This is a genomic window from Streptomyces sp. NPDC048254, from assembly GCF_043201895.1.
Classification (GTDB): domain Bacteria; phylum Actinomycetota; class Actinomycetes; order Streptomycetales; family Streptomycetaceae; genus Streptomyces.
In genome coordinates this window covers 170,898-182,929 of record NZ_JBICZJ010000017.1, presented here as the reverse complement: position 1 = coordinate 182,929, position 12,032 = coordinate 170,898, and the positions used below count along the sequence as shown (strand labels likewise).

Genomic DNA, 12,032 nt, shown 5'->3' with positions numbered 1-12,032 from the left:
CACGCAGTGCGCATCGGTGGTCCTCTCGGTGAGCTGTCGGGGCATCAGGTCAGTGGGAAGTGCAGCAGGGCGCCTCACCCGACGGCAACGGATTAACGTTCAACGAAAGACCTGTTCCGTCCGTCGAACACTATGAACACAACGCCCGGGCCATGGTTCCGGTCCCGGCCCGCTCCCTAGCATCGCCGCGGACGGCGCGACGAAGCGCCGACGAGGACAGGGAGCCGCGCCTTGGACAGGTCGAGAACCCCCGCACGGATCCGCCGGGCGAGCCGCCGGCGTACCGGACTGCTCGCCTCGCTGGCGGCGGCCCTCACCGCCGCCTTCGCCGGCGCCCCTCCCGCACAGGCGGAGACGCCACCGCCGGCCGCCGTCTCGTGCCCGGCGGAACTCGACGGCAAGGCCACCTGTTACACCGGCCAGGACACCCACGGCGCCTACTACGCCATCGCCGTCCCCGAGCACTGGAACGGCTCCCTGGTCGTGCACGCCCACGGCGGCCCCGACCTCGGCACCGGCTCGGACCCGGCGCGCAGCGTCGACGACCTGGCCCGCTGGTCGGTGATGGTGAAGGAGGGCTACGCCTGGGCGGGTTCGTCCTACCGCAGGGGCGGCTACGGCACCCGCATGGCCGCCGAGGACACCGAGAACGTGCGCCGGCTGTTCGTCGGGAACTTCGGGAAGCCGCGGCGGACGTTTGTGCACGGCCAGTCCTGGGGCGGAGACGTCGCCGCCAAGGTCGTCGAGGTGTACGGCAGGCGGGGCGGACCGTACGACGGGGCACTGCTCACCAGCGGTGTCCTCGGCGGCGGGTCCCGGGGTTACGACTACCGCGTCGACCTCCGCGTCGTCTACCAGTACTACTGCCACAACATGCCCCGGCCGACCGAACCCCAGTACCCGCTGTGGCAGGGGCTGCGCGCGGACTCGACGCTGACGACGGCCGGACTGCGCGCCCGGCTCCAGGAGTGCACGGGCTACGCCTCGGCCCCGCAGGAACGCACCGCCCTCCAGCAGCACAACCTCGACGACATCCTCGCCGTCACCGGCGTTCCCGAGCGCACCCTGGAGTCGCATCTGCGGTTCGCGGTCTTCACGTTCCGGGACATCGTGCGCGACCGGCTCGGCGGCCGTAATCCGTTCTCGAACCAGGGTGTTCGGTACTCGGGGTCGCACGACGACAAGGCCCTCAACGCCGGGGTCGAGCGGTTCGGCGCCGATCCGACGGCGGTCCGCGACCTGTCCTACGACAGCGATCTCACCGGCAAGGTGGCGATCCCGGTGCTCACGATGCACGCGATCGACGATCCGACGGCGTTCGTGGAGCACGAGGCGGCCTACCTGGCCACCCTGCGCGGCGCGCACCGGGACCGCCACCTCGTGCAGACGTTCACCCACGAGTCCGAGCACAGTGCGCTGAGCGACGCGGAGTACGCCAACTCGATCGCGGCACTGGACGGTTGGGTGCGCACGGGCCGGAAGCCGACCCCCAGGACGATCGCGGACTCGTGCGCCGCGTTCGACCGGGTCTACGCCACAGGCTGCTTCTACGACCCGGACTTCCACCCCGCCTCCTACGCCTCCCGGGTCCGCCCGAGGCCGGGCGGACTGCGCTGGCCGGCCATGACGGCGGCGCAGGAGAAGCGGTGGAGCAGGACCGACGGGGTGGGGATCGCACCCTGACGGATCCCGGGAGATCCTCCGCGCGCCCTTTCACGGCGCCGGCCGGCGCTGCGGCAGCCGGTGGAGTGTCACCTCCGTCAGCGCGCCGTCGGCGATGGTCGCGGTGAGGTACGTGCAGTGCGGCTGGCGGCGGCGGTCGGTGGGCGAGCCGGGGTTGAGGAGGCGCAGGCCGGCCGGGGCCGTGGTGTCCCAGGGGATGTGGCTGTGCCCGAAGACCAGGACGTCCAGGTCCGGGAAGCGGGCGGCACAGCGGGCCTCGCGCCCCTGGGCGGGACCGGTCTCGTGGATCACGCCGAAGCGCAGGCCACCCAGGTCGGCGTAGGCGACCTCGGGGAGCCGGGCGCGCAGGCCGGGGCCGTCGTTGTTGCCGTAGACCGCGATCAGTCGGCGGCTGTGGCTCTCCAGCAGGTCGAGGGTGGCCTCGTCGACCCAGTCGCCGGCATGCAGGACGACGTCCGCGCGTGGGAGTTCAGCAAGGAGCCGGTCCGGGAGCCGCTTGGCGCGCACCGGGAGGTGCGTGTCGGAGGTGAGGAGCAGACGCACGGGGCCAGCCTAACGACCGCACGAGATCTTCAGCCTGAACTTAACAGTTCCAGCTGGACAGTTTCTGCTGACGGTCCTAGGGTGGCCCGCATGGCTCAGATCTCCGACTCCGCGACGCGCACGGCGCGCAACCTGCGCGTGGTGTTCAGCAGACTGCGCCGCCGCATCCGGGAGGTCGCCCAGGACGCGGACCTCACCCCGTCCCAGGAATCGGCGCTCACCCTGGTCTCCAAGCACGGCGCCGCCACGGCCAGCGCCCTGGCCTCCGCCGAGGGGGTGCGGCCGCAGTCGATGGCGACCACACTGGCCGCCCTCGACCAGCAGGGACTGATCCGCCGCAGCCCCGACCCCACCGACGGCCGCCGCCAGCTGGTCACCCTGACCGAGGCCGGGCAGGCCCGTGTCGAGGGCAACCGGCAGGTGCGCGACGAGTGGCTGGCCCGCGCCTTCCAGGAGCGCTACACCGAGGAGGAACGCCAGACCATGCTCACCGCGTTCGAACTGCTGGAACGGCTCTCGCGGCCGTGATACCGAGGCTCGCCGGACGCACCCCGCAGGAAACCCGCCCCGCCCCCGACGGCTTCGACCGGCGGCTCATCGCGCCGATGATCCTGGGTTCCGTACTGAACCCGATCAACTCCTCGATGATCGCCGTGGCCCTGGTGCCGATCGGCATCACCTTCGGGGCCCCGCCCGCCGAGACGGTGTGGCTGGTCTCCGCGCTCTACCTGGCGACGGCCGTGGGCCAGCCGGTGATCGGGCGGCTGGTGGACATGTACGGGCCGCGCCGGCTCTACCTCGCCGCCACGGCCCTGGTGGGCGTCGCCGGCCTGATGGGCGCGCTGGCACCCTCGCTGGGCGTGCTGATCGCCTCCCGGGTGCTGCTCGGGTTCGGCACGTCGGCGGCGTTCCCGGCGGCGATGCGGCTGACCCGGAGCGAGGCCGAACGCACCGGGCAGGACAGCCCGGCCGGGGTGCTCACCGCGCTCGCCGTGTCCGCGCAGACCGTGGCCGTGATCGGCCCGACGCTGGGCGGGCTGCTGATCGGCGCCGGCGGCTGGCACCTGGTGTTCACCGTGAACGTGCCGCTCTCGGCGGCCTGTCTGGTCCTGGGCGTGCTGTGGCTGCCGAAGGCCGAACCCGCCGAGCGGCACCAGCGCATGGACCTTCCCGGCATGGCCCTCTTCGCCTTCCTGCTGGTCTCCCTCATGCTCTTCCTGATGGACCCGCGGCTGGACCGCTGGTACCTGCCGGCCCTGACCCTCCTCGCGGCCGCCGCCTTCGCGGGCCGGGAACTGCGCGTCCCGGACCCGTTCGTCGACCTGCGCGTCCTCGGCGGCAACGGCCCGCTCATCGCCACCTACGTACGGCAGTTCCTCGCCAACGTCACCTCCTACGCCTTCCTGTACGGCTACACGCAGTGGCTGGAGGAGGGCCGCGGGCTCAGCGCCTCCACCGCGGGGCTCGTGCTGCTGCCGCTGTCGGGCGCCGCGCTGGTCGTCGCCTCGCTCACCGGCCGCCGCGAGGCGATCCGCGCCAAGCTGCTGACCGGCTCCGTGCTGCAGATCGCGGGCTGCGCCGCGCTGCTGCTGTTCGACGCCCACAGCCCGGTCTGGGTGCTGCTCGCCACCGGAGTGCTGCTGGGCATACCGCAGGGCCTGCTCGGCCTCGCCGCGCAGAACGCGCTCTACCGGCAGGCCGGCCCGGAGCGGATCGGCTCCGCCGCCGGGCTGCTGCGCACCTTCATGTACCTCGGCGCGCTGGGTGCCTCCGCCGCCACCGCGACGTTCTTCCCGCACCGCGCCGACACGGGCGGGCTGCACGGCCTGGCCCTGTTCATGCTCGCCGGCTCCGCACTGCTGCTGGCGATCACCCTGCCGGACCGTTCCCTGGCCCGGCTCACCCCGCAACCCCGTCAAGCCCCCCGAAAGGCCTGATCCACCCCATGTCTCTGAGCACCCTCGACCCGCGTACCGCCCTTGTCGTCATCGACCTCCAGCAGGGCATCGTGGGGATGCCCACCCAGCCGTACTCCGGAGCCGAGGTCGTGGCCCGCAGCGTCGAGCTGGCCGACGCCTTCCGCGCCCAGAACCTGCCCGTGGTCCTGGTCCGGGTGTCCTTCGCCGCCGACGGCGCCGACGCCGTCCCGGGCCGCACCGAGCGCCAGCCGCGCGGTCTCGCCTTCCCGGAGGGCTGGGACATCGTCGTCGACGAGCTCTCCGGCCACGACGGCGACATCCACATCACCAAGCACAACTGGAGCGCCTTCCACGGCACCGCCCTGGACGTCCAGCTGCGCCGCCGGGGCGTCACCCAGATCGTCCTGACCGGCATCGCCACCAGCATCGGCGTGGAGTCCACCGCCCGCGACGCCTATGCCCACGGCTACCACGTGACGCTCGCCACGGACGCCATGGCCGACGCCGACCCGGAGGCGCACCGCGGCAGCGTGGAGCGGGTCTTCCCGCGGCTCGGCGAGTCCGGCAGCACGGCCGAGGTTCTGGAGCTGCTCGCCAAGACCCATGGCTGAGACCGCTGCTGAGCAGGTCTTTTGACGCACGGATGACGCTTCACAACCCGGTCTTACCCGGAGGCGGGATCCGCCCGCGGACAGGGCCGGGTTAGCATTCGCCCACATGTAGATGCCGTCCAGACAAATGGGCGGCTTATCCCAGGGGGCTAGGAAGCCGGATGCCGGTCAAGGTCAGTGTTGTCGTCCCTGTCTACAATCCGGGGCCCTATATCGAGGACTGCATCGCCTCGGTGCTGCGGCAGTCGCTGCCGCGCGACGAGTACGAAGTGATCTTCGTGAACGACGGCTCCAGCGACGGGACCCCGGCCCGGCTCGACGCGCTCGCCGCCGAGCACCCGCACGTCCACGTCATCCACCAGGAGCCCTCCGGCTGGTCCGGCAAGCCGCGCAACGTCGGCATCGAGGCCTCCAAGGGCGAGTTCGTGATGTTCGTCGACAACGACGACTTCCTCGGCGACGAAGCCCTGGAGCGGATGTACGACTACGGCGTCGAGAACGAGGCCGACCTGATCATCGGCAAGATGGCCGGCAAGGGCCGCCCGGTGCCGGTGGAGCTGTTCCGCCACAACCACCCGCGGGCCACCGTCGAGAACGCCCCGCTGATGGACAGCCTGACCCCGCACAAGATGCTGCGCCGGTCCTTCCTGGACCGCATCGGGCTGCGCTTCCCCGAGGGCCGCAGGCGGCTGGAGGACCACGTCTTCGTCGCCGAGGCGTACCTGCGCGCGTCGAACATCTCCGTGCTCGGCGACTACGTCTGCTACTACCACCTCAAGCGCGACGACGCCTCCAACGCCGGCTTCCAGCGCTTCGACCCGGTCGGCTACTTCGCCAACCTCCGTGAGGCCCTCGACGTCGTCGAGCGCTACACCGAGCCCGGCCACAGGCGCGACCTCATGTTCCGCCGCTGGCTGCGCAGCGAGATGGGCGAGCGGCTGCGCGGCAAGCGGTTCCTGAAGCTGCCTGACGACTACCGCAGGGAGCTTTTCGACGAGATCCACAAGGTGATCGCCGAACGCATGGGCCCCTCCGTGTTCGCCCTCCTTGAGCCGGCCCACCGGGTGGTCACCGAGCTGGCCGGCGCCGGCCGCTACGACGACGTGCTCGCGCTCGCCGAGTGGGAGGCGTCCATCGGCCCCTCGACGGCCCTGGAGAGCATCACCTGGGACGGCGGCGCGCTGAAGGTCGACTTCACTGCCGAGTACAGCGCGGACGGCGCGCCCAAGACCTACCCGGCCGACACCGCCGTCGTCCCGCTCGACGGGCCGCCGGAGACCGTCGCCGACGCCGTCGCGCGGCTGGAACGTGGCACCGCCGCCCGCTTCGCGAAGGCCAACGTCGACCTGATGATGCGGGAGCGCGAGACCCACGCGCAGTTCTTCCAGCCGGTCGAGATCACCCGCGAGACGCTGCCCGTAGAGGGCGAGCCCGGCCGTGTCCGGCTCGTGGTCAGGGCCACGGCCACCGTGGACCCGGCCACCGCCGCCAGCGGCACCCCGCTGCCGGCCGGGCTGTGGGACGCGTTCGTCCGGCTGACCATCGGCGGCTGGACCCGGGAGTACCGGCTGTTCCCGGTGTCCAGGGAGCCGTTCCCCGCGATGCCGTTCCCGGGCGTGGTCGGCGGTCGCCGGGTGCTGCCGTACTGGACGGTCAAGGACAACTTCGCGCTCGACGTCGACATGGCGAGCAAGCGGCTGGGCTTCGGCGCGTTCGAGCCCCAGGACTTCACCGTCGCGGGCGACCGGCTGCGCGCCGTGCTGCCGTTCCATGTCGCCGGTGACGTCAAGGGGTCGGTCCGGCTGACCGGCCCGAAGCCCGCCACCGAGGTGCTGGAGGTGCCGGCCACGCTGTCGCCCGCCGAGGGCGGCGGCGCGGTGCTGGACGCCCCGCTGCCGGTGCGGTCGCTCCAGGAGGGCCGCTGGCGGCTCGCGCTGTGCCTGGTCGCGGACGCGCCCGAGCCGCGCTTCTTCACGCTGCCGCTCGTCGTCCGCAACTCCCCCGAGGGCCTGAAGGTGGCCAAGCCGGCCTCGAAGAAGCCCGGGGCGGCCGCGCCCAAGCCCGCCGCCAAGCCGAAGCCCAGGCCGAGCGCGGCCCGCCGTCTCGCCCGCAAGCTCCCGCTGCCGGTGCGCCGCGCACTGGTCAGGGTCCTGGGCAGGGGCAAGCCCGCACGACAGGAAGGCAAGTAAGAACCGTGCGACCGCTGGACATCGAAGGCGCCTGGGTCCAGGAGCCGAAGGTCTTCCCCGACGACCGTGGCAGCTTCCACGAGTGGTTCAGGGCCGGGGAGTTCCGTGAGGCCCTCGGCTACGACCTCGACCTCGCCCAGGCCAACTGCTCGGTCTCCCGGCGGGGCGTGCTGCGCGGCATCCACTTCGCCGACGTGCCGCCGAGCCAGTCCAAGTACGTCAAGTGCGTACGCGGGGCCGTGCTGGACGTCGTCGTGGACATCCGGGTCGGCTCCCCCACGTTCGGCCGCTGGGAGGCCGTACGGCTGGACGAGGAGAACCGGCACGCGGTGTTCCTCTCGGAGGGCCTCGGGCACGCGTTCATGGCGCTGACCGACGACGCCACCGTGGTGTACCTGTGCTCGGCCGGGTACGCGCCGGGCCGCGAGCACGGCATCGACCCGCTCGACCCCGGGCTGGGCATCGAGTGGCCGGAGGGCATCGAGCCGGTGCTGTCGGAGAAGGACGCCGAGGCGCCGTCCCTGGCGGAGGCGGAGGCGTCCGGGCTGCTGCCGGCGTACGCGGACTGCCTGGCGTACTACGAGCGGTTGCGGGCCTGAACACGCCGAGGGGGGCCGAGCCGTGGCTCGGCCCCCCTCGGGTGGGCGGTGTCAGGACTTGGCGTAGCGCTGCTTCAGCGCGCTGCGCTTGTTGCTGCCCTCGGCATTCCTGCCCTTTTCGATGATCACCAGGTTGTGGTAGAAGTGCACGCCGACGACATTGAGGTCCGTGTACGTCGGCTGATAGTTCTCGGTCACGAATTCTTCGTAATTCAGCCCGTCCACCAGCCGCTTCAGCATCCCCATACTGGTGTGCGCGGCGTCGAGATCCTCGCTGCCCTGCCATTCGGGCCAGTACGACGACTGCGTGTCCTCGACGATGTAGATGCCACCGTCCTTGAGCCGGGGGAAGAGCGTGGCGAACGTCGTGAGCACATGCGGACTACGGTGACTGCCGTCGTCGATGATGACGTCCAGCTCACCGATCTTGTCGACGACGGCGTTCAGGGACGACGGATCGGACTGGTCTCCGATGAACGTCGTGATGCGGTCCTCGTCGACAAATGACTTGTCCTGGATGTCCATTCCGAAAATCCGCGCCTTCGGGAAGAACTGCTTCCACATGCGCAGGGACGCACCGCCCTGACCTGGCCTGTTGTACCCGCCGATGCCGATTTCCAGCAGGTTGAACGACTCGTTCTTCAGGTGCCCGAGATGGCGCTGGTAGTGCTGGGTGTAGCGGTGTATTCCCCACTTGTCCGTCTTGAAGTGCTGGGCGAGTTTGTTGAGATCCCCGGAGATCGCGTCCAGCCCTGTCGGCTTGGCCGGTTTGGCCGGCTGGGCGGACAAGCGCCGCTTCAGTCGTCGCAGGACCCGCACATTCTTCTCACCCAGTACGGACTTTACGGTCGCTCGCATCGACATCGCGGGACAAATCCTTTCCCTACCCGACCCACAAGACATTCAAAGCATCATCGTAGTGAACCGGGGCCATCCACAAGGGGCTAACGCGACGGCCTGTGAAAAAGGCCCGGCGGGCTCCGGAATTTCCATACACCGCAGGGCGGCCGACAGGCTCGGTGAACCGTCGGCCGCCCTGCGGCAGGTAGGCGGGTAGGTGCGAAGTGCCTTATGCGGACATCTCCTTGCGGATGTGCGGCAGCCCCTCCGCCAGGGCCTCACGCCAGTCCCGCGGCGGTTCCAGAGCGACCTCGGCCCACCGGTCGTGCCCGAGGGCGCTGTACGCGGGGCGGGGTGCCGGGCGGACGAACGCCGCACTGGTGGTGGGGCGCACCCGTTCCGGGTCGGCGTCGAGGAGGCGGAACACCTCACGGGCCAGCTCGCACCAGGTGGCCGTGCCGGAGTTGGTGCCGTGGAAGACGCCGTGCGCGTGGGCGTCCCGCCCGAGGCGGGGGCCGAGGTCGGCGATCCGGGCGGCCAGGTCCGCGCTCCAGGTGGGCTGGCCGCGCTGGTCGTCGACGACGTCGAGGGTGTCCCGGCGGGACTCCAGCTCGATCATCGTGCGCACGAAGTTCTTTCCGTGCGTGCCGTACAGCCAGGCCGTGCGGACCACCGCGCTCGCGCCCGGGAGTTCCGTCAGGACGGCCCGCTCGCCCGCGAGCTTGGTGCGCCCGTAGGCGGTGCGCGGGGCGGTGGGGTGGTCCTCCGGGTACGGGCTGGTGCGGGCGTCGCCGTCGAAGACGTAGTCCGTGGAGACATGGACGAGGCGGGCGCCGTGCCGGGCGGCGGCGCGGGCCAGCAGGCGCGGGCCCTCGCCGTTGATCAGCAGGGCCCGCTCCTCGTCGGTCTCGGCGTCGTCGACGGCCGTGTACGCGGCGCAGTTCACCACCAGGTCGGGCCGGTGCCCGGCGAGTGCCGACGCCACCGAGTCGGCGCTGGTGACGTCGAGGTCGGCGCGGCCCAGGGCCACCACCTCCGCGCCCCGGCGGGTGAGTTCCTCGACCATGTCGTGGCCGAGCATCCCGCCCGCGCCGGCGACGAGCCACTTCATCAGTGCTTCTCCTGCTCCTTGCGGGACTCCAGAGCGGCGCGTTCCTTCAGCGGCTCCCACCAGTCCCGGTTGTCGCGGTACCAGGCGACGGTGGCGGCCAGGCCGGAGGTGAAGTCGTGCTTGGGGGTGTAGCCCAGCTCGTCGTGGATCTTGCTCCAGTCGACGGAGTAGCGCTGGTCGTGGCCCTTGCGGTCGGCGACGCGGTCGACGCGGTCCCAGCCCGCGCCGCAGGCTTCCAGGAGGAGGCCGGTGAGCTCCTTGTTGCTGAGCTCGGTGCCGCCGCCGATGTTGTAGACCTCGCCGGCCCGGCCGCCGGTGCGGACCAGGTCGATGCCCTGGCAGTGGTCCTCGACGTGCAGCCAGTCGCGGACGTTGCTGCCGTCGCCGTACAGGGGCACGTTCTTGCCGTCGAGGAGGTTGCTCACGAAGAGCGGGATGACCTTCTCGGGGAACTGGTGCGGCCCGTAGTTGTTGGAGCAGCGGGTGACGCGGACGTCCAGGCCGTGGGTGCGGTGGAAGGCCAGCGCGAGCAAGTCCGAGGAGGCCTTGGAGGCGGAGTACGGCGAGTTCGGCTGGAGCGGGTGGCTCTCGGGCCAGGAGCCGGTCTCGATGGAGCCGTAGACCTCGTCGGTGGAGACGTGCACGAACGGGCCGACGCCGTGCCGCAGGGCCGCGTCGAGGAGGGTCTGGGTGCCGACGACGTTGGTGCGGACGAACGCGCCCGCCCCGTCGATGGAGCGGTCGACGTGCGACTCTGCCGCGAAGTGCACCACCTGGTCGGCCTCGGCCATGAGCCTGTCGACCAGCTCGGCGTCGCAGATGTCGCCCTGCACGAAGGTCAGGCGGGGATGCGACTCGGGCAGGTTGGTGAGGGTGCCCGCGTAGGTGAGCTTGTCCACCACGGTGATGTGCGGCGCGTCGGGGGCGTTGTCGGCGAGCAGGCCGCGGACGTACGTGGAGCCGATGAAGCCGGCGGCGCCGGTGACGAGGAGGTTCATGAACGGATCTGCACCTTGCTGTGGTCTCCGAGAACGAGGCGGTGGGCGCTGGGGGTACCGGCGGCAGGAGTCACCTCGACATGCCGGCCGATCAGCGAGGACTCGATCCGGCCCACCCCGTCGATGGAGGAGTCCCGCAGCACTATGGAGAACTCCAGCTCACTCTCGGTGATCCGGCAGTTCTCGGCGATCGACGTGAAGGGGCCCACGTAGGAGTCGCCGACGACGGTCCCGGCGCCGATCACGGCCGGGCCGACGATCCGGGAGTTGGTGACGCGGGCGCCCGCCTCGACGACCACCCGGCCGACGATCTGGCTGGTCTCGTCGACCTCGCCGTCGATGCGCGGCTCCTGCGCCTCCAGGACGGTCCGGTTGACCTCCAGCATGTCGACGACGTTGCCGGTGTCCTTCCAGTAGCCCTTGATGACCGTGGAGCGCACGTCGGCGCGCTGGTCGATGAGGTGCTGGATGGCGTGGGTGATCTCCAGCTCGCCGCGCCAGGACGGCTTGATGGCGCGCACGGCGTCGTGGATGGCCGGCGTGAACAGGTAGACGCCGACCAGGGCGAGGTCGCTCTTCGGTTCCTGCGGCTTCTCCTCCAGGCCGATCACCTGGCCGTCGGCGTCCAGCTCGGCGACACCGAAAGCCCGCGGGTTGGGCACGTGGGTGAGGAGGATCTGGGCGTCGGGACGGGTGTCGCGGAACTCGCCGACCAGTCCGCTGATGCCGCCGACGATGAAGTTGTCGCCGAGGTACATGACGAAGTCGTCGTCGCCGAGGAAGTCCCGCGCGATCAGCACGGCGTGGGCGAGGCCCAGCGGGCGTTCCTGGGGGATGTAGGTGACGTCGAGGCCGAACTTCGACCCGTCGCCGACCGCTTCCTCGATCTCGGCGGCGGTGTCGCCGACGATCATCCCGACCTGGGTGACACCGGCGGCGGCAAGGGATTCGAGCCCGTAGAACAGCACGGGTTTGTTCGCCACCGGCACGAGCTGTTTCGCCGATGTATGGGTGATCGGCCGCAGCCGTGTACCGGCACCGCCGGAGAGCACCAAAGCCTTCATTCACTACACCTTATAGGTGAACATCTGGTTGAGACGTTCTTCTGTTTTCCTGCTGGGTTACGACAGTATGGCCTTGGTGCTGATGCCATGTGGCCACGAGGCGCCCCGAAGTGGCATCTCGTCCGTTTTGTACGATGATTTCGGCGCACGTTCCGGCGCGGCTCAGGAGCCCTCCGGCCAGGCGGCCGCGCGTTCCACCTCCGCCTCGACCTCGGACCGCACCCGGCCCTCGTCGCGGGCGTACTCGCTCAACGCGGTCAGTTCGTCGCGGGCGAGGTCGCGCCAGGCGCGCAGGGCGGTCTCGTAGGTCTCGGACTGGGCGCCGCCCGGCTGTTGCAGGGCCGGCGGTCCATAGGTGTCCCGCAGTTCCAGGACCTTGTCGTGGGCCGCGTCGGCCGCGCGGTGCTTCGCCACGAGTTCTTCGAAGGTGTGTGCCACATCAAGGACATTAAGGACGGTCGGTTCACCGCGCCTC

At 70.7% G+C, this 12,032-nt stretch carries 12 protein-coding genes; 6 read left to right on the top strand and 6 right to left on the bottom strand.

Going from position 1 to position 12,032, the window contains the following annotated elements; all coding sequences use genetic code 11:
• Window positions 1-231 precede the first annotated feature (231 nt).
• Entirely contained in the window at window positions 232-1,683 is a 1,452-nt protein-coding gene (locus tag ACGFZQ_RS37915; RefSeq protein WP_393844209.1) for a hypothetical protein, read from the top strand.
• A gap of 30 nt (window positions 1,684-1,713) precedes the next feature.
• On the opposite strand, the gene ACGFZQ_RS37910 is transcribed toward ACGFZQ_RS37915, so the two are convergent.
• On the bottom strand, window positions 1,714-2,226 hold the full coding sequence (locus ACGFZQ_RS37910; protein ID WP_393844208.1) for a metallophosphoesterase family protein: 513 nt from the start codon (window positions 2,224-2,226) through the stop codon (window positions 1,714-1,716).
• A gap of 90 nt (window positions 2,227-2,316) precedes the next feature.
• Here ACGFZQ_RS37910 and ACGFZQ_RS37905 point away from each other — a divergent pair, with 90 nt between their 5' ends.
• From ACGFZQ_RS37905 to rfbC, 5 genes are all read left to right on the top strand, one after another.
• Window positions 2,317-2,754, top strand: coding sequence for a MarR family transcriptional regulator (locus ACGFZQ_RS37905; protein ID WP_351744879.1), 438 nt, complete (start codon window positions 2,317-2,319; stop codon window positions 2,752-2,754).
• The gene (locus tag ACGFZQ_RS37900; protein ID WP_393844207.1) at window positions 2,751-4,163 is read left to right on the top strand and encodes an MFS transporter; all 1,413 of its coding nucleotides are present in this window, start codon (window positions 2,751-2,753) and stop codon (window positions 4,161-4,163) included. The genes ACGFZQ_RS37905 and ACGFZQ_RS37900 overlap by 4 nt, the downstream gene beginning before the upstream one ends.
• Before the next feature lie 8 nt (window positions 4,164-4,171).
• The gene (locus ACGFZQ_RS37895) at window positions 4,172-4,756 is read left to right on the top strand and encodes a hydrolase (protein ID WP_382537020.1); all 585 of its coding nucleotides are present in this window, start codon (window positions 4,172-4,174) and stop codon (window positions 4,754-4,756) included.
• Between the two features lie 161 nt (window positions 4,757-4,917).
• Entirely contained in the window at window positions 4,918-6,945 is a 2,028-nt protein-coding gene (locus ACGFZQ_RS37890; protein WP_393844206.1) for a glycosyltransferase family 2 protein, read from the top strand.
• 5 nt (window positions 6,946-6,950) lie between these two features.
• Complete coding sequence (rfbC, locus tag ACGFZQ_RS37885; RefSeq protein ID WP_393844205.1) at window positions 6,951-7,544, top strand: dTDP-4-dehydrorhamnose 3,5-epimerase; 594 nt, start codon at window positions 6,951-6,953, stop codon at window positions 7,542-7,544.
• Window positions 7,545-7,595: 51 nt separating this feature from the next.
• Here the strand turns inward: rfbC and ACGFZQ_RS37880 are convergent, their stop codons facing one another.
• The 5 genes from ACGFZQ_RS37880 to ACGFZQ_RS37860 form a co-directional block, all read right to left on the bottom strand.
• Window positions 7,596-8,333 (bottom strand): hypothetical protein, encoded by a 738-nt coding sequence (locus ACGFZQ_RS37880; protein WP_393844204.1) that lies wholly within the window; start codon window positions 8,331-8,333, stop codon window positions 7,596-7,598.
• Between the two features lie 280 nt (window positions 8,334-8,613).
• Window positions 8,614-9,495 (bottom strand): dTDP-4-dehydrorhamnose reductase, encoded by an 882-nt coding sequence (gene rfbD / locus ACGFZQ_RS37875; protein WP_351744862.1) that lies wholly within the window; start codon window positions 9,493-9,495, stop codon window positions 8,614-8,616.
• Window positions 9,495-10,493, bottom strand: coding sequence for a dTDP-glucose 4,6-dehydratase (gene rfbB / locus ACGFZQ_RS37870; RefSeq protein WP_393844203.1), 999 nt, complete (start codon window positions 10,491-10,493; stop codon window positions 9,495-9,497). Before rfbB ends, rfbD begins: the two co-directional genes overlap by 1 nt.
• Entirely contained in the window at window positions 10,490-11,557 is a 1,068-nt protein-coding gene (locus tag ACGFZQ_RS37865) for a glucose-1-phosphate thymidylyltransferase (RefSeq protein ID WP_382537034.1), read from the bottom strand. Before ACGFZQ_RS37865 ends, rfbB begins: the two co-directional genes overlap by 4 nt.
• A 162-nt stretch (window positions 11,558-11,719) precedes the next feature.
• Entirely contained in the window at window positions 11,720-11,995 is a 276-nt protein-coding gene (locus ACGFZQ_RS37860) for a hypothetical protein (RefSeq protein WP_393844202.1), read from the bottom strand.
• Between the last annotated feature and the right edge of the window lie 37 nt (window positions 11,996-12,032).

Excerpts from the sequence above, each read along its gene's own strand:
- ACGFZQ_RS37905 (WP_351744879.1), top strand. The coding sequence starts at position 2,317 with ATGGCTCAGATCTCCGACTCCGCGACGCGCACGGCGCGCAACCTGCGC.
- ACGFZQ_RS37895 (WP_382537020.1), top strand. The coding sequence starts at position 4,172 with ATGTCTCTGAGCACCCTCGACCCGCGTACCGCCCTTGTCGTCATCGAC.
- ACGFZQ_RS37890 (WP_393844206.1), top strand. The coding sequence starts at position 4,918 with ATGCCGGTCAAGGTCAGTGTTGTCGTCCCTGTCTACAATCCGGGGCCC.
- rfbD (WP_351744862.1), bottom strand. The coding sequence starts at position 9,495 with ATGAAGTGGCTCGTCGCCGGCGCGGGCGGGATGCTCGGCCACGACATG.
- rfbB (WP_393844203.1), bottom strand. The coding sequence starts at position 10,493 with ATGAACCTCCTCGTCACCGGCGCCGCCGGCTTCATCGGCTCCACGTAC.
- ACGFZQ_RS37865 (WP_382537034.1), bottom strand. The coding sequence starts at position 11,557 with ATGAAGGCTTTGGTGCTCTCCGGCGGTGCCGGTACACGGCTGCGGCCG.